This is a genomic window from Pseudomonas sp. S2_C03, from assembly GCF_054668405.1.
Window position 1 is genome coordinate 5,663,034 of sequence record NZ_CP162766.1, and the last position, 19,829, is coordinate 5,682,862.

Annotated in this window: 21 protein-coding genes and 1 other RNA gene; 12 read left to right on the forward strand and 10 right to left on the reverse strand. The window is 61.3% G+C overall.

Features of this window, described 5'->3' with window-relative positions; translation table 11 throughout:
- Window positions 1-49 precede the first annotated feature (49 nt).
- Window positions 50-499, reverse strand: a complete 450-nt coding sequence (locus tag AB4N64_RS26050; protein ID WP_460119829.1) for an EVE domain-containing protein — start codon at window positions 497-499, stop codon at window positions 50-52.
- A 201-nt stretch (window positions 500-700) separates the two neighbouring features.
- Between AB4N64_RS26050 and AB4N64_RS26055 the strand changes: the two genes are divergently transcribed.
- Entirely contained in the window at window positions 701-850 is a 150-nt protein-coding gene (locus tag AB4N64_RS26055) for a hypothetical protein (RefSeq protein WP_460119831.1), read from the forward strand.
- Window positions 851-884: 34 nt separating this feature from the next.
- Here AB4N64_RS26055 and AB4N64_RS26060 read toward each other — a convergent pair whose 3' ends face one another.
- The 4 genes from AB4N64_RS26060 to AB4N64_RS26075 all read right to left on the reverse strand — a co-directional run bounded on the left by AB4N64_RS26060 (window position 885) and on the right by AB4N64_RS26075 (window position 2,298).
- Window positions 885-1,490 (reverse strand): 5-formyltetrahydrofolate cyclo-ligase, encoded by a 606-nt coding sequence (locus AB4N64_RS26060; protein WP_460119833.1) that lies wholly within the window; start codon window positions 1,488-1,490, stop codon window positions 885-887.
- A 78-nt stretch (window positions 1,491-1,568) separates the two neighbouring features.
- A non-coding RNA gene (gene ssrS, locus AB4N64_RS26065) (6S RNA) lies at window positions 1,569-1,747 on the reverse strand.
- Window positions 1,748-1,777: 30 nt separating this feature from the next.
- Window positions 1,778-2,092, reverse strand: coding sequence for a cell division protein ZapA (locus AB4N64_RS26070; protein ID WP_460119835.1), 315 nt, complete (start codon window positions 2,090-2,092; stop codon window positions 1,778-1,780).
- Entirely contained in the window at window positions 2,089-2,298 is a 210-nt protein-coding gene (locus AB4N64_RS26075; protein ID WP_044466189.1) for a TIGR02449 family protein, read from the reverse strand. Before AB4N64_RS26075 ends, AB4N64_RS26070 begins: the two co-directional genes overlap by 4 nt.
- 202 nt (window positions 2,299-2,500) lie before the next feature.
- Between AB4N64_RS26075 and AB4N64_RS26080 the strand changes: the two genes are divergently transcribed.
- The 10 genes from AB4N64_RS26080 to gcvP all read left to right on the forward strand — a co-directional run bounded on the left by AB4N64_RS26080 (window position 2,501) and on the right by gcvP (window position 14,926).
- Window positions 2,501-3,061, forward strand: a complete 561-nt coding sequence (locus AB4N64_RS26080) for a YecA/YgfB family protein (RefSeq protein ID WP_460119837.1) — start codon at window positions 2,501-2,503, stop codon at window positions 3,059-3,061.
- Window positions 3,062-3,088: 27 nt separating this feature from the next.
- The gene (gene pepP, locus AB4N64_RS26085; protein WP_460119839.1) at window positions 3,089-4,423 is read left to right on the forward strand and encodes a Xaa-Pro aminopeptidase; all 1,335 of its coding nucleotides are present in this window, start codon (window positions 3,089-3,091) and stop codon (window positions 4,421-4,423) included.
- The gene (ubiH, locus tag AB4N64_RS26090) at window positions 4,420-5,607 is read left to right on the forward strand and encodes a 2-octaprenyl-6-methoxyphenyl hydroxylase (protein WP_460119841.1); all 1,188 of its coding nucleotides are present in this window, start codon (window positions 4,420-4,422) and stop codon (window positions 5,605-5,607) included. The genes pepP and ubiH overlap by 4 nt, the downstream gene beginning before the upstream one ends.
- A complete protein-coding gene (locus AB4N64_RS26095; RefSeq protein ID WP_460119843.1) occupies window positions 5,600-6,085 on the forward strand; it encodes a DUF4442 domain-containing protein in 486 nt (161 codons plus the stop codon). The genes ubiH and AB4N64_RS26095 overlap by 8 nt, the downstream gene beginning before the upstream one ends.
- 9 nt (window positions 6,086-6,094) lie before the next feature.
- A complete protein-coding gene (locus tag AB4N64_RS26100; RefSeq protein ID WP_460126870.1) occupies window positions 6,095-7,312 on the forward strand; it encodes a 2-octaprenyl-3-methyl-6-methoxy-1,4-benzoquinol hydroxylase in 1,218 nt (405 codons plus the stop codon).
- A gap of 220 nt (window positions 7,313-7,532) precedes the next feature.
- Complete coding sequence (locus AB4N64_RS26105) at window positions 7,533-8,537, forward strand: extracellular solute-binding protein (protein ID WP_460119845.1); 1,005 nt, start codon at window positions 7,533-7,535, stop codon at window positions 8,535-8,537.
- Window positions 8,538-8,615: 78 nt separating this feature from the next.
- On the forward strand, window positions 8,616-10,232 hold the full coding sequence (locus AB4N64_RS26110) for an ABC transporter permease (RefSeq protein WP_460119847.1): 1,617 nt from the start codon (window positions 8,616-8,618) through the stop codon (window positions 10,230-10,232).
- 155 nt (window positions 10,233-10,387) lie between these two features.
- The gene (gene gcvT / locus AB4N64_RS26115; protein WP_460119849.1) at window positions 10,388-11,470 is read left to right on the forward strand and encodes a glycine cleavage system aminomethyltransferase GcvT; all 1,083 of its coding nucleotides are present in this window, start codon (window positions 10,388-10,390) and stop codon (window positions 11,468-11,470) included.
- Window positions 11,471-11,519: 49 nt separating this feature from the next.
- The gene (gcvH, locus tag AB4N64_RS26120; RefSeq protein ID WP_460119851.1) at window positions 11,520-11,903 is read left to right on the forward strand and encodes a glycine cleavage system protein GcvH; all 384 of its coding nucleotides are present in this window, start codon (window positions 11,520-11,522) and stop codon (window positions 11,901-11,903) included.
- 149 nt (window positions 11,904-12,052) lie between these two features.
- Window positions 12,053-14,926, forward strand: coding sequence for an aminomethyl-transferring glycine dehydrogenase (gene gcvP, locus AB4N64_RS26125; protein WP_460119853.1), 2,874 nt, complete (start codon window positions 12,053-12,055; stop codon window positions 14,924-14,926).
- 175 nt (window positions 14,927-15,101) lie between these two features.
- Here gcvP and AB4N64_RS26130 read toward each other — a convergent pair whose 3' ends face one another.
- From AB4N64_RS26130 to AB4N64_RS26150, 5 genes are all read right to left on the reverse strand, one after another.
- Entirely contained in the window at window positions 15,102-15,419 is a 318-nt protein-coding gene (locus AB4N64_RS26130) for a DUF2388 domain-containing protein (RefSeq protein ID WP_368555969.1), read from the reverse strand.
- 69 nt (window positions 15,420-15,488) lie between these two features.
- Window positions 15,489-15,938: an NfeD family protein gene (locus AB4N64_RS26135; RefSeq protein ID WP_460119855.1), complete on the reverse strand. Its 450-nt coding sequence runs from the start codon at window positions 15,936-15,938 to the stop codon at window positions 15,489-15,491.
- Window positions 15,939-15,946: 8 nt separating this feature from the next.
- Complete coding sequence (locus AB4N64_RS26140; protein ID WP_460119857.1) at window positions 15,947-16,867, reverse strand: SPFH domain-containing protein; 921 nt, start codon at window positions 16,865-16,867, stop codon at window positions 15,947-15,949.
- Between the two features lie 101 nt (window positions 16,868-16,968).
- Window positions 16,969-18,759, reverse strand: coding sequence for a GspE/PulE family protein (locus tag AB4N64_RS26145; protein WP_460119859.1), 1,791 nt, complete (start codon window positions 18,757-18,759; stop codon window positions 16,969-16,971).
- A gap of 91 nt (window positions 18,760-18,850) precedes the next feature.
- Entirely contained in the window at window positions 18,851-19,183 is a 333-nt protein-coding gene (locus tag AB4N64_RS26150) for a hypothetical protein (RefSeq protein ID WP_460119861.1), read from the reverse strand.
- Window positions 19,184-19,309: 126 nt separating this feature from the next.
- Here AB4N64_RS26150 and AB4N64_RS26155 point away from each other — a divergent pair, with 126 nt between their 5' ends.
- Entirely contained in the window at window positions 19,310-19,780 is a 471-nt protein-coding gene (locus tag AB4N64_RS26155; protein WP_460119863.1) for an Lrp/AsnC family transcriptional regulator, read from the forward strand.
- Window positions 19,781-19,829 lie beyond the last annotated feature (49 nt).

The following is a 19,829-nucleotide window of genomic DNA, read 5'->3' on the forward strand; positions in this document are numbered from 1 at the left end:
CAACTGCGTTGTCTTGTAGGGTGAGCGCGTCGAACCGTTGCTCCTGCCGTTAACGCATCTCCAGGACTGCGGCCCACTGCTGGGCGGTCACCGGCATCACCGACAGCCGTGACCCTTTCTGCACCAGGGGCATTTCTGCCAGCGCGGCCTGCTGTTTGAGGTAATCGAGCTTCAGCACCCGGGAAAACGTCTGCACATGCGCCACGTCAATGGCGCTCCACGGGTTTTTCTCTACGCTGGCCTTCGGGTCGTGGTAAGGACTTTCGGGGTTCAGGGCTGTCGGGTCGGGATAGGCCGCTTGGACAATTTTACCGATTCCGGCGATTCCGGGTTCCGGGCAACTGGAATGATAGAAGAAGAACTCGTCGCCAATCGCCATGGACCGCAGGAAGTTGCGCGCCTGATAGTTGCGAACACCGTCCCAGCGCGCTTTGCCAAGGTGCTCAAGCCCCTTGATTGACAGTTCGTCGGGCTCGGATTTCATCAGCCAGTAGGCCATGGGTTTTGCTCCTTGCGGGTCGAGTGGGCAAGTTGTCGGGCAATTTTATGACAAACCGACGGTCGGTTGACGCCAGCGTTTGCGTGTCAGTTCACGTTGTCGCAAAATGCCGGCCTTCTTAGCTTGACACTGCTGCACGGCCTACACCTACAACGGAAACCGCTGCTGTCATCGTGTTGATATGCCTTTGGGGGGCAGTCGATGAAACGCAAACCGGATTTACTATGGATTTTGGTTATTTTGTTTGGCCTTGGCGTCGTGACCACGGGCTATGCCCAAAGTCTGTGGAGCAGCAAGACCGACGCGCCGATTGAAATCGCGCAACAACAGTCGACAGCTTTCAAGCGCTGACCTGTTTTTTCGACGCCGCTGATCCCAGTGGCGTCTAGCCTGCGTAGTACCAGGCCTTGTCCGTGACCGTTCCCTGCAACGGCACATCCCAGCTCGCTTGCGCCAATCGCTCAACCTTCTGGCATTCATGGGCCAGCCCCAGCAGTGTCGGCTTGCGCCAGTTTTGGCGCCGCGACAGATACGCCAGGCTGCGGTCGTAGAAACCACCACCCATGCCCAGGCGACCGCCCACATCGTCAAAGCCCACCAGCGGCAACAACACCAGGTCCAGTGCCCAGACCTTACGCTGGCGAGCGAGATTTGCCCGTGGCTCAAGGATGCGGAAACGGTTGGGCTTGAGCTTCTCGCCGGGGCGAATGCGCTGGAAGACCATTTTGGTTCGGGGCCATGCGCTGAGCACGGGCAGATACGTCGCCTTGCCGCGACGTTGAGCGGCCCGCAGCAACACGCGCGGATCGATTTCACCGTCGGTCGGTAAATAAAGGGAGATGTGCCTGGCGCGGCGAAACAGTGGCTGTTGTGCCAGTTGTTTGTATAACCCGCGAGCCGCCTGGCGCTGCTGGCTGGGTGTCAGTGCGCGGCGCGCCTTGCGCAGCATGCGTCGAAGTTGCGGGCGGGGAAGCAGCGCAGGTTCGGTCATGGATTCAGGCTTCGGCAGTGCGGGCAGCGCCCATAAAAAAGCCGATGCCGGTGTTTGAACCGGCATCGGACTGCAATCAGGCTCCCCGGATGAACCGCTGCTGACTTAGCCCTTGAACCCGAAAGTTCAAGGTGGAAGAAGCAGTAGGCTTTAAGGCTTTCCGTCTAGCGGACATGCACACCAGCCCAACGTGCAACTTCCAGGGTAGTGCGAATCGGCTCAGGGACGTGGTCAACTGGCAAGCACCCCAGGGAGTGTTGCGAGTATAACCCAAGCGGCCCGACGAATCAGCCCCTGACGGCCGGATCGGTGGCCAATACCAGATCAACGCGATCGAGCAGGTCGCGAACCTGCTCGCGGGTTGCGCTGCTGACCGGCACGTCTGTTCGTTCGGTCTTGTGCAGCATTTCGTGGGTGATGTTCAGGGCGGCCATCACGGCGATCCGGTCAGCGCCAATGACTTTGCCGCTGCTGCGGATTTCACGCATCTTGCCATCCAGGTAACGGGCAGCACTCACCAGATTGCTGCGCTCTTCCTGTGGGCAGATGATCGAATACTCTTTGTCGAGGATCTGCACGGTGACGCTATTGCTTGAACTCATGAGTCTTGCTCCAGGGCCTTGAGGCGCGAAATCATCGATTCGACCTTACGCCGGGCGATTTCGTTTTTTTCAATGAGGTGAGCGCGTTCCTCGCGCCAGGTTTTTTCCTGAGCTAGTAGGAGTGCGTTTTGACTCTTAAGTTGCTCGACCCGATCAATCAGCAGTTCGAGTCTGGCCATCAGCGCTTGCAGGTCGGTGTCTTCCATTGTGTCCACTGAAAATGTCTGATGGGGGGACGGCCCCTGTAGGAGCGAGCTTGCTCGCGATGGTCGTCAACGATACCGCTGGATCCCTGACACCCCGCAGCGATCTCGAGTTCATCGCGAGCAAGCTCGCTCCTACAGAGGAGTCGATGTAGGATACAAGGCCTTCATTCTAGACATTGCGCCGTCTGGCGCCTAGCAGCCCATGCCTATTCAGAATTCCCCGTACCAAGCCTTCGCCACCCTGCTGTCCTCCAGTGGTCACTCCGTCTCGCCTGCCGAACTGCATGGCCTGCTCCTGGGCCGCAGTTGCGCCGGTGCCGGTTTTGATGCCGAAGGCTGGCTCATCGATGCCGCCGAGTTGCTCGAGAGCGAGCCGCAGGACAACGTTCGCAACGCCTTGATCGGCCTTCAGGAAATGGTCAAGGGCGAACTCACCGGTGATGACGTGACCGTGGTCCTGCTGCTGCCGACCGATGATGCGCCGCTGGCTGACCGTGCTGCGGCACTGGGTCAATGGTGCCAAGGCTTCCTCAGCGGTTTCGGCCTCAACTGCCGCGACAGTAGCATGCTGAGCACCGAGGCCACCGAAGTGTTGCAGGATCTGTCTGCGATATCCCAGGTGCAAGATGCGCTGGAAGAGTCCGACGACGGCGAAAACGACTACATGGAAGTGATGGAATACCTGCGCGTCGCGCCGCTGTTGCTGTTCTCGGAAACCCGTAAGTCGGACACCCCGGCTGCTGCCAAACCGTCGTTGCATTAATCGCGAGCCAGGAAAAGCCATCTGCCCATGATTCATATCCCGAAATCGGAATACAGCCGTCGCCGCAAGGCCTTGATGGCGCAGATGGAACCCAACAGCATCGCCATACTGCCCGCCGCCGCGGTGGCCATCCGCAACCGCGACGTCGAGCATGTCTACCGCCAGGACAGCGATTTCCAGTACCTCAGCGGCTTTGGGGAACCACAGGCGGTCATCGTGCTGATGCCCGGTCGCGAGCATGGCGAGTACCTGTTGTTCTGCCGTGAGCGCAACGCCGAGCGAGAGCTCTGGGACGGCCTGCGTGCCGGCCAGGAAGGTGCGATCCGCGACTTCGGCGCTGACGACGCCTTTCCCATTACCGATATTGACGACATCCTGCCGGGCCTGATCGAAGGGCGCGACCGGGTGTATTCAGCCATGGGCAGCAACCCCGAGTTTGACCGGCACCTGATGGACTGGATCAATGTGATCCGCTCCAAGGCGCACCTGGGGGCGCAGCCGCCGAACGAATTCGTTGCGCTGGATCATCTGCTTCACGACATGCGCCTGTATAAATCGGCGGCAGAAGTGAAGGTGATGCGCGAAGCTGCGCGGATTTCCGCCCAGGCGCATATCCGGGCGATGCAGGCCAGCCGGCCGGGGCTGCATGAGTTCAGTCTCGAAGCCGAGCTTGATTACGAGTTCCGCAAGGGTGGAGCGAAGATGCCGGCGTACGGTTCGATCGTTGCATCCGGACGTAACAGTTGCATCCTGCATTACCAGCAGAATGACGCCGTGCTCAAGGATGGCGACCTGGTGCTGATCGACGCCGGTTGCGAAATCGATTGCTACGCCAGTGACATCACCCGAACCTGGCCGGTCAACGGCAAGTTTTCCGCCGAGCAGAAGGCCATCTACGAGCTGGTACTGGCATCGCAACAGGCCGCCTTCGCCGAGATCGCGCCGAACAAACACTGGAACCAGGCGCACGAAGCGACGGTCCAGGTGATAACCGCCGGGCTGGTGAAGCTCGGGCTCTTGCAGGGCGACGTTGACGAATTGATCGCCAGCGAAGCCTACCGGGCGTTTTACATGCACCGTGCCGGCCATTGGCTGGGCATGGATGTCCATGACGTCGGCGAGTACAAGGTCGGCGGCGAGTGGCGCGTGCTGGAGGTCGGCATGGCGCTCACCGTGGAGCCGGGGATCTACATTGCCCCGGACAACACGAACGTGGCGAAGAAATGGCGCGGCATAGGCGTGCGCATCGAGGACGACGTGGTGGTGACCAAGACCGGTTGTGAAATCCTGACCCATGGCGTGCCGAAAACGGTCGCCGAAATCGAGGCCCTGATGGCCCAAGCACGGACACAAGCGGCATGAGTCGAGTCAATCTGGCAATCATCGGTGGCGGTCTGGTCGGCGCCAGTCTGGCGTTGGCGTTGCAGGCCGGGGCCAAGGCCCGCGGCTGGAAGATCGTGCTGATCGAACCGTTTGCCCCGGGCGACAGCTACCAGCCGAGCTACGACGCGCGGTCTTCGGCACTGTCTTACGGCGCCAAGCAGATTTATCAGCGGTTGGGCCTGTGGCAGGAAATCTCCCGCCGCGCCGAGCCGATCAAGCAGATCCATGTGTCCGACCGTGGCCGCTTCTCCACCGCGCGCCTCTCTGCCATGGAAGAGGGCGTACCGGCGCTGGGGTATGTGGTCGAAAATGCCTGGCTGGGTCAATGCCTGTGGCAAGGCCTGGACAAGGATGTGGTCACCTGGCGCTGCCCGGCGCAAGTGACTCACCTGCAGCCGCTGACCGACGGCTATCGCCTGACCCTCAACGATGAAACCACCCTGGAATGCGACCTCGCGGTACTCGCCGATGGCGGCCGTTCCGGCTTGCGCGAGCAACTGGGGATTGGTGTTCGCCAACGTCCTTACAACCAGAGCGCGCTGATTGCCAACATCACCCCGAGCGAAGCGCACAACGGAATGGCCTTCGAACGTTTCACCGACGATGGCCCGATGGCCTTGCTGCCGCTGGCGGACAACCGCTGTGCGCTGGTCTGGACCCGACTGGGAATGGACGCGCAACGGCTGGCAGCGCTGGATGAGCGCAGTTTTCTCCACGAGTTGCAGAATGTGTTCGGCTACCGCCTCGGCACCTTGAAACAGGTGGGGGCGCGGCATCTCTACCCGCTGACCCTGGTTGAAGCCGAGGAGCAGGTGCGTCCGCATCTGGCGGTCCTGGGCAATGCCGCCCATAGCCTTCACCCGATTGCCGGCCAGGGTTTCAACCTGTCGCTGCGCGATGCCCAGGCGTTGGCCGATACGTTGCTGGCCAGCGATAAACCGCTGGGCGACTTTGCGACGTTGCAGGCTTACCGCGAACGTCAGCGCCTGGACCAGAGCCTGACGGTGGGTTTTTCCGATCAGGTCACGCGGTTGTTCGGCAGCAGCTTGCCGCTGGTGTCGCTGGGCCGCAACATCGGACTGCTCGGTCTCGACCTGCTGCCGCCGGCCAAGCGCTGGTTCGCCCGTCAGGCCATGGGCCTGGGTACGCGGTCTGATGCTTAAGGCGTTGACCGACAGGTTCGGCAAGGCGCGATTGCTGCGTTGGGCCATGACGTTTTATCCGCCCTACCTGGGCGCCGGAGTTCGGGTGCGGCACATCAGTGACGATTTCCGCGACATCCAGGTGTCCATGGGGCTTGGCTGGTACAACCGCAATTACGTCGGTACGCAATTCGGCGGCAGCCTGTATTCGATGGTCGATCCGTTCTACATGCTGATGCTGATGGAAAATCTCGGCCGCCGTTACATTGTCTGGGACAAGGCGGCCGACATCGACTTCATCTCGCCGGGTAAAGGCCCGGTGTTCGCCAGTTTCAGGGTCGACGAGACCCTGCTCGACGAGATTCGCCGGCAGACGGCGACGGGCGAAAAATTCCTGCCGCAATTGCAGGTCGATATTCACGACGGCGCCGGCACCCTTGTGGCGCGGGTGCGCAAAACCCTTTACGTGCGGCTCAAACCGCAAACGAGACAGGCTTAAAGCATGGATATGCGCGCAGATCTGCTGATTGTCGGTGCCGGAATGGTCGGCAGCGCCCTGGCGCTGGCGTTACGCGACAGCGGGCTGAACATCCTGCTGCTGGACGGCAGCCCGATGACGGTCAAACCCTTCGATGCGCAGGCGCCATTCGAGCCGCGGGTGAGCGCGCTGTCGGCGGCCAGCCAGCGGATTCTCGAGCGGCTGGGCGCCTGGGAAGGCATCGCCAAACGACGCAGCAGCCCGTATTCGGACATGCATGTGTGGGATGGCAGCGGCACCGGGCAGATCCATTTCAGCGCCGCCAGTGTGCATGCCGAGGGGCTGGGGCATATCGTGGAGAATCGCGTGGTGCAGGACGCCTTGCTCGACTGCCTGCACGACAGCGACCTGGGCCTGTTGGCGGGTGCGCGGCTGGAACAGATGCGCCGCTCGGGCGATGACTGGCTGCTGACCCTGGCCGACGGCCGCCAATTACGCGCGCCGCTGGTGATTGCTGCGGATGGTGCCAACTCGGCGGTGCGGCGCCTGACGGGCATGGCCACACGCGAATGGGATTATCTGCATCACGCCATCGTTACCAGCGTGCGCAGCTCCAATGCGCACCAGATGACGGCCTGGCAACGTTTCACCGATAACGGGCCATTGGCGTTTCTGCCACTGGAGCGCGATGGCCAGCAGGATTGGTGCTCGATCGTCTGGTCGACGACGCCGGGCGAAGCCGAACGCTTGATGGCACTGGATGACGACAGCTTCTGTCATGAACTGGAGCGCGCCTTCGAAGGCCGTCTGGGTTCGGTCATCAGCGCCGATCCTCGCCTGTGTGTGCCGCTGCGTCAGCGTCATGCCAAGCGTTACGTGGCTGAAGGCCTGGCGCTGATCGGCGACGCGGCCCACACCATTCACCCGTTGGCCGGGCAGGGCGTGAACCTGGGCTTCCTTGATGCCGCGGTACTCGCCGAAGTATTGCTGCAAGCGACCGAGCGTGGCGAGCGGCTGGCCGATGTGAAAGTGTTGAGCCGCTTCGAACGTCGGCGCATGCCGCACAACCTGGCGTTGATGGCGGCGATGGAGGGCTTCGAGCGTTTATTCCAGGCCGATCCGTTGCCGGTGCGATGGCTGCGTAATGTCGGGCTGAAAATGATCGATCAGATGCCGGAGGCCAAGGCGCTCTTCGTGCGCGAGGCGCTAGGACTGACCGGGGATTTGCCGGCGTTGGCCAAGGCCTGAGATTTTTGCAGGGGCTGACGGCCCTATCGCGGGCAAGCCCGCTCCTACAGTGGAACCTATACCCCTGTGGGAGCGGGCTTGCCCGCGATAGGGTCGCACATTCTCCACACACTTCAGGCTGTGCAACATCTGGTAACGCCTCCGCCAACTGTTCGATTGAGATGGTAAATGTGAGTCTTTATCATTTGGCCTCACTTTTCCTGATCGAGAGTTGGCTCCCATGTTGGCATCGAAGCGTCTATTGACGGCACTCGCCCTGACCCTGATTGGCAGCACCGCCGCCCAGGCTGCTGACGAGGTGGTGGTCTACTCCTCACGTATCGACGAGCTGATCAAGCCCGTGTTCGATGCCTACACCGCGAAAACCGGGGTGACGGTCAAATTCATCACCGACAAGGAAGCGCCATTGATGCAGCGCATCAAGGCCGAGGGTGAAAATGCCACCGCCGACCTGCTGCTGACCGTCGATGCCGGCAACCTCTGGCAGGCCGAGCAGATGGGTATCCTGCAGCCCTTCACCTCGAAAACCATCGACACCAACATCCCGCCGCAGTACCGCGCTTCCAGCCATGCCTGGACCGGCCTGAGCCTGCGGGCCCGGACAATCGCCTACTCCACCGTGCGGGTGAAACCGGGCGAGTTGACCACCTATGAAGCCCTGGCCGACAAAAACTGGGAAGGCCGCCTGTGCCTGCGTACCGCCAAGAAGGTCTACAACCAGTCCCTGACCGCGACCATGATCGAAACCCACGGTGCCGAGAAAACCGAGAAGATCCTCAAGGGCTGGGTCAATAACCTCTCCACCGACGTGTTCTCCGACGACGTGGCGGTGCTGGAAGCAATCAACGCCGGTCAGTGCGATGTCGGCATCGTCAACACCTACTACTATGGCCGTCTGCACCAACAGAAGCCTGATCTGCCAGTGAAATTGTTCTGGCCAAACCAGGCGGATCGCGGCGTGCACGTCAACCTGTCGGGCATCGGCCTGACCAAGCACGCGCCGCATCCAGAGGCAGCGAAGGCACTGGTGGAGTGGATGACCACCGCCGAAGCCCAAAAGATCTTTGCTGACGTGAACCAGGAGTTCCCGGCCAACCCTGCCGTGCAGCCGTCCGCTGAAGTGGCCGCGTGGGGCAAGTTCGTCGCCGACACCCTGCCGGTGGAAGTCGCCGGCAAGCGCCAGGCTGAAGCCATCCGCATGATGGATCGGGCTGGCTGGAACTGACGCCACCGTTATACTGCGCGCCCTGATCGTGCCCACGCCTGTCGTGGGCACGATCATTTTTCAACGAGAGCTTTTTCCTTGGCCCACCCCGCCCAACGCCGTTGGTATCCCCTGGTCTTCGCCATCGCTGCGCTGGTCCTGTTGCCCCTGAGCGTTCTGCTGCTGTCCTGGCAAACCATCGATCAACAGATCTGGTCCCACCTTTGGGAGACCCAGATGCCGCGACTCTTGGGCAACACGGTGACGTTGGTGCTGGGCGTCGGTATTGGCGTGACGCTGCTGGGTGTCAGCCTGGCCTGGCTCACCAGCCTGTGCGAATTCCCTGGCCGCAAATGGCTGGATTGGGCGTTGATGCTGCCATTCGCGATTCCAGCCTACGTGCTGGCCTTCGTTTTCGTCGGCCTGCTGGATTTCGCCGGGCCGGTGCAAACACTGATGCGCGAATGGTTTGGCGCGGGGTTGCGGCTGCCGCGCGTGCGCTCCACGGGCGGCGTCATCCTTGTGCTGGTGCTGGTTTTCTATCCGTATGTCTACCTGCTGGCGCGCACGGCGTTCCTGGCGCAGGGCAAAGGTCTGATGGAAGCCGCGCGGGTGCTTGGCCAGTCGCCCTGGCAGGCGTTCTGGCGTGTCGCGCTCCCGATGGCCAGGCCGGCCATTGGCGCCGGAGTCGCGTTGGCGCTGATGGAAACCCTGGCGGATTTCGGCGCGGTGTCGGTGTTCAACTTCGACACGTTCACCACTGCGATCTACAAGACCTGGTACGGATTTTTCAGCCTGTCCTCGGCGGCGCAACTGGCCAGTCTGCTGTTGTTGGTGGTGATGCTGGTGCTCTACGGTGAGCGGCGTGCCCGTGGGGCCAATCGTGCGAGCAACGAGCGACCGCGGGTCAAGGCGTTGTATCACCTGCGAGGTTTCAAGGCGCTGGTGGCGATGAGCTGGTGCGGCCTGGTATTCGCCTGCGCCTTCGTCATTCCCATGCTGCAACTGGTGGTGTGGTTCTGGCAGCGCGGTCGTTTCGATCTGGACGAGCGCTACACCGGGTTGATTGTCCACACGCTGTATCTTGGGGCAATGGCCGCGCTGATCACTGTCGGTGTCGCGTTGATACTGGCGTTTGCCGGTCGACTGGCGCCAACCCGTGCAATCCGCTCAGGCATCAGCCTGGCCAACCTGGGGTACGCGTTGCCCGGTTCAGTGCTGGCGGTGTCGATCATGCTGGCGTTCAGTTACCTGGACCGCGAGCTGGTGATTCCCGTTTCGGGTTGGCTGGGCGGTGCAGGCAAGCCATTGCTGCTGGGCAGTCTGGCCGCCCTGTTGCTGGCTTACCTGGTGCGCTTCATCGCCGTGGCATTCGGCCCCTTGGAAAGCAGTCTGGCGCGAATACGGCCATCTTTGCCCGAAGCGGCCCGTAGCCTCGGCGTCAGCGGCCCGCGACTGTTTTTCAAAGTGTATCTGCCGTTGTTGCTGCCGGGCACTTTGAGCGCGGCGTTGCTGGTGTTTGTCGATGTGCTCAAGGAAATGCCCGCGACCCTGCTGATGCGCCCGTTTGGCTGGGACACGCTGGCGGTGCGGATCTTTGAAATGACCAGCGAAGGGGAATGGGCGAGAGCGTCCCTGCCAGCGCTGACGCTGGTTTTGGTCGGGCTGTTGCCGGTCATCGGATTGATCCGACGTTCGGCCCATCAAAACAGCTAGGTGCCAGTCCTACACCTTGAGGCTACAATGCGCGGCATTCGGTGCGGTCCGTCTCACAGACCCGGTTGCTGAAAGCGGCGCAAAGCCCTTATCCAAAGGTCTTGATACCGTGCAGCGCCGGCCCGTACCCTCGCCAAGCCCGGAAGGAGAAACCCATGGGACAGCGTACGCCTCTGTATGACCTTCACCTCGCGCTGGGCGCGAAGATGGTCGATTTTGGCGGTTGGGACATGCCTTTGCATTACGGCTCGCAAGTCGAGGAACACCATCAGGTGCGCCGCGATTGCGGGGTTTTTGATGTCTCCCACATGACCGTGATCGATGTCAGCGGCGCGCAGGCCAAGACCTGGCTCCAGCATTTGCTGGCCAACGACGTCGAACGCCTGCACAGCGCTGGTCGCGCCTTGTACAGCACCATGCTCAACGAGCACGGCGGCATCGTCGACGACATGATCGTCTACCGCCTCGATGACGGCTATCGGCTGGTGGTCAACGCGTCTACCCGTGATCAGGACCTGGCGTGGATGCAGGCCCACCTCGACGGTTATGACGTGCAACTGCACGAGCGCCCGGAACTGGCGATGCTGGCCATCCAGGGGCCTCACGCCCGGCACAAGATCAGCGAACTGGTCACCCAGTCCCGCAGTCACCTGATTCAACTGCTCAAGCCCTTCGAAGGCCAGGCCGATGGTGACTGGTTCATCGCACGCACCGGCTATACCGGCGAAGATGGGCTGGAGATCATCCTGCCGGCCGATCAGGCCCCGGGCTTCTTCAACGACCTTGTGGGAGCGGGCATCTCGCCAATTGGACTGGGCGCGCGCGATACCCTTCGGGTGGAGGCCGGCATGAACCTCTATGGCCAGGACATCCACCAGAACGTCTCGCCGCTGGCGTCGAACATGGCCTGGAGCATTGCCTGGGAACCGACCAGCCGCCAGTTCATCGGTCGCTCGGCCCTGGAAGCCGAACAGGCGGCCGGTGTGCAGCATAAGTTGGTCGGGCTGGTGCTCGAGGAGCGCGGCGTTTTGCGTGCTCATCAGGTGGTTCGCATCGCCAATGTTGGCGAAGGAGAGATCACCAGTGGTAGTTTCTCTCCTACGCTTAGCAAGTCGATCGCACTGGCGCGCGTACCGATGGCCACCGCCGATCGAGCGGAAGTGGAAATCCGTGGCAAATGGTACCCGGTCCGGGTGGTCAAACCGACGTTCGTCCGCCATGGCAAAACCTTGATCTAACCTATTCCGGCGGGCACGACCGCTGACAATTTCCTTGAGGACATAGAACATGAGCGATATCCCTGCCGACCTGCGTTTTGCCGAAAGTCACGAATGGGCCCGCCTGGAAGCCGATGGCACCGTCACCGTGGGCATCAGCGATCACGCTCAGGAAGCCTTGGGCGATGTGGTGTTCGTCGAGCTGACCGAAGTGGGTAAAGTGTTTGCTGCGGGTGATCAATCAGGCGTGGTCGAGTCGGTCAAGGCTGCCTCGGACATCTACTCCCCGGTTGCCGGTGAAGTGATCGCCATCAACGAAGAACTGGGTGGTGCCCCGGAACTGCTCAACTCCGACCCGTACGGCGCCTGGATCTTCAAGCTCAAGCCAAGCAACACTGGCGATCTGGACAAGCTGCTCGATGCAGCGGGCTACAAGGCCGCCATCGGCGAGTAAGCCTGACGCTTCATCCCAAAGCCCCGACCTGTCGGGGCTTTTTCATTGCCATCAGCAACCCCGCGTCATCGTTGCCCTCCGACATCGGCTGCTATGCTGGATTGACCGTGTTGCATCGACGCTGAGCGCCAGTCAAGAGAGAGCCCGTCATGTCCCAGCTGCCGTCCCTGAGCCAGTTACGCGATCCCAATGCTTTCCTGCGCCGTCACCTCGGCCCCGACGCGGCCGAGCAGCAGGCGATGCTCGACAGCCTTGGCCTGGGCAGTCGTGTCGAGCTGATCCAACAAACTGTGCCGCCGAGCATCCTCCTCAACAGGGCGCTCGACTTGCCGCCTGCCCTTGACGAAGAAGCCGCATTGGCCAAGCTGCGCGGTTACGCCGAGCAGAACCAGGTATGGACCAGTTTGATCGGCATGGGCTATCACGGCACGATCACCCCGGCTGTCATCCTGCGCAATGTATTGGAAAATCCCGGTTGGTACACCGCTTACACGCCTTATCAGCCCGAGATCGCCCAGGGCCGACTCGAGGCGCTGCTCAATTTCCAGCAAATGATCATCGACCTGACCGGGTTGGAGCTGGCCAATGCTTCCCTGTTGGATGAGGCCACGGCGGCAGCCGAGGCGATGGCCCTGGCCAAGCGCGTTGCCAAGTCCAGAAGCAATCTGTTTTTCGTTGATGAAGACTGCCACCCCCAGACGATCTCCGTGGTACGGACCCGTGCCGAAGGCTTTGGCTTGGAGTTGATCGTGGACTCGGTGGAAAACCTGAAGCAGCACCAGGTATTCGGTGCGTTGCTGCAATACCCCGACACCCACGGCGAGATTCGCGATCTGCGACCGCTGATCGATCATCTGCACGCCCAGCAAGCGCTGGCCTGCGTCGCCACCGACCTGCTGAGCCTGCTGTTGCTGACGCCACCGGGTGAGTTGGGCGCCGACGTGGTGTTCGGTTCGTCCCAGCGCTTTGGCGTCCCCATGGGCTACGGCGGCCCGCATGCGGCCTTTTTTGCCAGCCGTGACGAGTACAAGCGAGCGATTCCAGGCCGGATCATCGGTGTCTCTAAAGATGCCCGCGGTGGCACCGCATTGCGCATGGCATTGCAGACCCGCGAGCAGCATATCCGGCGGGAGAAGGCCAACTCGAACATCTGCACCGCCCAGGTGTTGCTGGCCAACATCGCCAGTTTTTATGCGGTGTATCACGGCCCGCAAGGTCTTAAACGCATCGCCCAGCGCGTCCACCGGCTCACCTGCATTCTTGCCGCAGGCCTGGAGCGCAATGGCATCAAGCGCCTCAATCAGCACTTTTTCGATACGCTGACGCTGGAGGTGGGCGGTACGCAAACCGCGATCATCGAAAGCGCCCAGGCCGCGCAAATCAACCTGCGCATCCTTGGGCGCGGGCAGCTGGGGTTGAGCCTCGACGAAGCCTGCGATGAAGGCACGGTAGCCAGGCTGTTCGATGTGTTCCTCGGCGCCGACCATGGGCTCGATGTTCAAGCGCTGGACGCTGAGGCACTGCCGGTGGGCATTCCGGATAGTTTGCTGCGCGCCTCGCCGTACCTGCGTCACCCGGTGTTCAACGCGCATCACAGCGAAACCGAGATGCTGCGTTACCTCAAACAGTTGGAGAACAAGGACCTGGCCCTCAATCAGTCCATGATCCCGTTGGGCTCCTGCACCATGAAGCTCAATGCGACCAGCGAGATGATCCCCATCACCTGGCCACAGTTCGCCAACTTGCATCCGTTCGTCCCCAGGGAACAGGCGCTCGGCTACACGTTGATGATCGAGGAGCTGGAGCGCTGGCTCTGCGCGATTACCGGTTTTGATGCGATCTGCATGCAACCCAACTCCGGCGCCCAGGGTGAGTACGCCGGCTTGCTGGCAATTCGCAAATACCACGAGAGCCGTCACCAGGGCGCGCGAGACATTTGCCTGATTCCATCCTCGGCCCACGGCACCAACCCCGCTTCCGCACAAATGGCCGGGATGCGCGTGGTGATCGTCGAGTGCGACGAGGCGGGCAACGTCGACCTGTCGGACCTGAAGGACAAGGCGGCCGAGGCCGGCGAAAAACTCGCCTGCCTGATGGCGACCTATCCATCGACCCACGGTGTCTACGAGGAAGGCATTCGCGAAATCTGTGAAGTGATTCACCAGCATGGCGGCCAGGTGTACATGGATGGCGCCAACCTCAACGCGCAGGTCGGGTTGGCGCGGCCCGCGGACATCGGCGCCGATGTTTCGCACATGAACCTGCACAAGACCTTTTGCATTCCTCACGGGGGTGGCGGGCCCGGCATGGGGCCGATTGGTGTGCGCGCGCACCTGGCACCGTTCGTGGCCAATCACCCGGTGGTGGCCATTGACGGCCCTTTGCCGCAGAACGACGCCGTCAGTGCGGCGCCCTGGGGCAGCGCGAGCATTCTGCCGATCAGCTGGATGTACATCGCCATGATGGGCCCGCAATTGGCGGACGCCAGCGAGGTGGCGATCCTTGCCGCGAATTATCTGGCGCGGCACCTGTCCGGTGCATTCCCGGTGCTCTACACCGGGCGCAACGAACGGGTGGCCCACGAATGCATTCTTGACCTGCGGCCCCTCAAGGCGTTGACCGGCATCAGCGAGGAGGACGTGGCCAAACGCCTGATGGATTACGGCTTCCATGCCCCGACCATGTCCTTCCCGGTGCCCGGCACCTTGATGGTCGAGCCGACCGAGAGTGAGTCAAAAGCCGAACTGGACCGTTTTATCGGGGCGATGCTGAGCATTCGCGCAGAAATCACCGAAGTACAGAACGGCAACTGGCCGGCCGAGGACAACCCGCTCAAACGCGCGCCGCATACCCTGGCCGATGTCACCGGGGTATGGGAACGCCCCTACAGTGTCGAGCAGGCCGTGACGCCGGATGCCCACACCAAGGCCCACAAGTATTGGCCGGCGGTGAATCGCGTGGACAACGTCTACGGCGACCGCAATCTGTTCTGTGCGTGTGTGCCGGTAGATGATTACCGGTGATCCCAGCTCCCTGTAGGGGCTGGCTTGCCAGCGATGAGGTCGGGTCAGTCGATACTTAGGGTGACTGATTCTGCGCAATCGCTGGCAAGCCAGCTCCTACAGGGGATGGGGGAACAGAAAAGGCAGGCAAAAAAATGCCGCTCAATTTGAGCGGCATTTTCGTCTCGCGGGAAACTTACTCGGACGCGACGGCATTTTTCGCCAGGATCGCGTTCGCCAGTTCCATGTCCGTGGCCTGCAACCCTGGGTTGTCGGCACGGACTTTCTGCATGGCGGCTTCCAGGTACGGGCCGCGGATGCTGCCTTCGCTGGCGACGAAACTGCCGGCGTCGTCCTGCGCGGCAATGATCAGCTTGTGATCCTTGAACGTCAGGTAAGTCGAGCCGGTGGTGGCGCCGGACGAAATGACGTTACGCCAAAAGCTGTCGGCCATCGCCGAACCGACTGGCAGGGACAACAGGGCGACGGTAGCGACAGCAAGTTTGAAACGCATGATGGGTGACTCCACTGGGTTAGATCTACGCTGTTGGATCGTGGACGCCCCGGTGGAGTTCCATTACGGTCAGTCGGCTTTTTCCACCTGCAGGACGACGCCTTGCTGAGCAACGACCCGAACGCGGCTGCCGGCTTCGGCGTCAGGCCCCTGGGCCATCCATACGCCGTCGGCCACCCTGATCTTGCCGCGCCCATCAATGATCGATTCATGCACCACGAAGGTTTTGCCAATCAATTCCTGTCCGCGCAGGTTGAGGTTCGGCTCGTCACTCTGGCGCACCGCGCTGCGCTGGCGTCGCCACCAATAAAGGGCGGTGGCGATCGACAGCAGGCCGAACAGCAGAAATTGCAGCTCCCAGGACAGGTGCGGCAGTACGAACGTCAACACGCCAACGGCGGCGGCCGCCATGCCGATCCACAACAGATACCCGCCCGCACCGAAGACCTCGAGAATCAGCAGTACGGTGCCCAGCGCCAGCCAGTCCCAGAACGATAAATTTTGCAGGAATGCCCACATGGCGTGCCTCAGGCTTTCTTGTTGTCGAAGGTGGCCTTGACGATTTCGCCAATGCCGCCCACCGCACCAATCATCGAGCTGGCCTCCAGTGGCATCAGGATGACCTTGCTGTTGTTGGCCGAAGCGAGCCCGCCCAGCGCATCGATGTACTTCTGTGCAACGAAGTAATTCACGGCCTGCACGTTACCGCCGGCGATGGCTTCGGACACCACCTTGGTCGCCTGGGCTTCCGCTTCGGCTTGGCGTTCCCGCGCTTCGGCTTCGAGGAACGCGGCCTGGCGACCCCCTTCGGCCTCGAGGATCTGCGCCTGTTTCTTGCCTTCGGCGGTCAGAATCGCCGCGGCACGCAGGCCCTCGGCTTCGAGGATTTGCGCACGCTTGATCCGCTCGGCTTTCATCTGCCCCGACATCGCTGCCATCAGGTCCGCTGGCGGGCTGATGTCCTTGATCTCGATCCGGGTGATCTTGATGCCCCACGGTGCGGTGGCTTCGTCGACGGTGCGCAGCAATTTTTCGTTGATGCCGTCACGCTGGCTGAGCATCGCATCCAGTTCCATCGAGCCGAGCACGGTACGAATGTTGGTTTGCAGCAGGTTGCGGATGGCGTGCTCGAGGTTGTTCACCTCGTAGGCCGCCTGGGCGGTGTTGACTACCTGGAAGAAGCACACGGCGTCGATCTGCACCGTGGCGTTGTCGGCGGTGATCACTTCCTGCGGTGGAATATCCAGCACGCTTTCCATGACGTTGATCTTGCGACCGATACGGTCCATGACCGGAATGATGATGTTCAGACCAGGCTTCAGGGTGTTGGTGTAACGGCCGAAACGTTCGACCGTCCATTGATAACCCTGCGGCACGACCTTGAAGCCCATGAACAGAATGGCGACCACGAGGCCGACAAAAAGCAAAAGCACGCTACCGATCTGCATAACGATTCCCTGTTTAAGTTGCGATGGCCGGAGTGTAACGGTGCCGCCACGGGATAAGAACCGTCAGGCGATTTTTATCCCGTAATCAGGCGATAAGAGATCTATTTCTGCTCGCTTTGCGGTGTTACCCGCAACACTTCCTCAATGGTCGTCAGACCCGCAGCAACCTTTTGCGCGCCCGACAACCGCAAGCTGCGCATGCCTTCCTTGAATGCCTGGCGTCGTATGGACAGCAGATCGGTGTCGGGATTGATCAGTGCCTTGATGCCGTCGGTGAGTTGCATGATCTCGTAGACCCCGGCGCGGCCGCGATAGCCCGTGTCGCGGCACTCCAGGCAGCCGATGGCACGCTGGGCGTTGCCCGGCAGCGGTGCCTGCCAGGGTTTGGTCAGGGTCTGCCAGTCGTTTTCGTCCAGTGTCAACGGCGCCTTGCAATGCGGGCACAGGGTGCGCACCAGTCGCTGGGCCATGACCCCGAGCACAGTGGCCTTGATCAGGTAATGTGGCACCCCGAGTTCCAGCAAGCGGCTGATGGCGCTGGGCGCATCGTTGGTGTGCAGCGTCGAGAGCACCAGGTGACCGGTGAGCGCCGCCTGGATCGCCATTTCTGCGGTCTCCAGGTCGCGGATCTCGCCGATCATGATGATGTCCGGGTCCTGCCGCATCAATGCACGCACCCCGGAGGCGAATGTCAGGTCGATGTTGTGTTGCACCTGCATCTGGTTAAACGCTGGCTCAACCATTTCGATCGGGTCTTCGATGGTGCAAAGGTTGACCTCCGGGGTCGCCAGCTTCTTCAGGGTGGTGTAGAGCGTGGTGGTCTTGCCTGAACCCGTAGGGCCGGTGACCAGGATGATGCCGTTGGGTTGCCGGGTCATGTCCTGCCAACGGCGCAGGTCGTCGGCGGAAAAGCCCAACTGATCGAAATCCTTGAGCAGCACCTCCGGATCGAAGATCCGCATGACCATCTTCTCGCCGAACGCGGTCGGCAGTGTCGACAGCCGCAACTCGACCTCGCCGCCGTCCGGGGTCTTGGTTTTCACCCGGCCGTCCTGGGGTTTGCGTTTTTCCGCGACGTTCATCCGCCCCAGGCTCTTGAGGCGGCTGACGATTGCCATGGTGACCTGCGGCGGGAATTGATAGACGTTGTGCAACACGCCATCGATGCGAAAACGCACCGTGCCCTGTTCGCGTCGGGGTTCGATGTGAATATCGCTGGCGCGTTGCTGGAACGCGTACTGGAACAGCCAGTCAACGATGTTGACGATGTGTGCATCGTTGGCGTCCGGCTCCTGGTCGCTGGCGCCAAGGTTGAGCAGTTGTTCGAAATTGCCCAGGTTGCTGGCCTGGGCGTGCTGATCGACATGGGTCGCGCCGCTGACCGATTTGGCCAGGCGGAAAAACTCCACGCTGAAGCGCTGGATGTCCACCGGGTTGGCCACCACCCGCTTGATTGGCAGCTTCAACACGTGGGTGAGGTCGGCTTCCCAGCCTTTGACATAAGGTTGGGCGCTGGCCACGGTCACCGAGTCGCGATCGATCGCCACCGCAAGGATTTTGTGGCGTTGGGCGAAGGCATAGGACATCAACGGCGTAATGGCCGCAACGTTGATTTTCAGCGGATCGATGCGCAGGTACGGCTGGCCGGCCTGCTGCGACAACCACAGGGTCAGGCTTTCCAGATCAAGGTGTTTACCCGCACGGCTGAGATCGTCCAGTTGCTGGCTGGCGATGAATTCCAGCGGGTGCATCTGGGCATTGGCGGCTTGACGGCGGCGTGCGTTGAGCGCGTGCTCGGCCGAGTCCTGGCTGATGAATCCCTGGGCGACCAGCTCGCGCAGCAAATCGTTGAGATCCAGCCAGCGGTCCTGAATGGCAAGTTGAACGGACATGCGGGCTCCTCGAAGACGTCAGTGCGCAAAGGATAGTCGCCGTCGCGCTGACTGTTGGGCCACTACCCGACGAAGCCCGTATCGAAGTTTTTCAGCCCGTCGCCACGACGGCTTCAGGCCACGCCAAATCAGCGGCGTGCAGTTCTACCGAGCAGACATTGATCAGGTTGCGCATTTTTTCGCCAATCACCTGGGCGCGGTGCCAGCTCAGTCCGTCCATGACGATGTCGATCGACAGCAGGTCGTCCATGCGCTGGACGTTGACGTGTTGCGGGGTCAGGTACTGCATGGCAAACAGGTTCAGTACCCGGCACAGCAGGTCTGGCTCGGCTTCTGCCAGCAATTGATAGCGCACGCGGCAGTGGGTGTTGCTGGCGTTCCAGCTATCGGCGCGGGCGCGGGTTACGGCTTTGAGGTGTGGCATGATCGATCTCCAAAAATACTGGAGAAATTTTTACATTCGATGCCGGGTATTTCTTATCTATGATGGATGCAAAAGGCGATTTATCGAATTAAATTATTCAATAACGTATCGATCTAGGGTTTATTTATGCAAAGCGAACTGGATGGCTACGACCGCAGGATTCTCGCGTTGCTGCAAGAGGACGCTTCCCTTTCCAGCGCACAGATCGCCGAACAGGTGGGCCTGTCGCAGTCGCCGTGCTGGCGGCGAATCCAGCGGATGAAGGAGGAGGGGATCATTCGCGGGCAGGTGACCTTGCTGGACCGCAAGAAAATTGGGCTGAACACGCAGATCTTCGCGGAAATCAAACTCAACGCCCACGGCCGTTCGAACTTCACCGAATTCACCGAGGCGATTCGCGGTTTTCCCGAAGTGCTGGAGTGTTATGTGCTGATGGGTTCGGTGGATTTCATGCTGCGCATCGTCGCCGCGGACATCGAGGCCTACGAGCGATTTTTCTTCGAGAAGCTTTCACTTGTGCCTGGGATCCAGGAGGTGAACTCGATTGTGGCGTTGTCGGAGATCAAGTCGACGACGAGCTTGCCGGTGATGGGATAACGCGCCGCTACCCTGTAGGAGCGAGCATGCTCGCGATGGAGGCTGACGA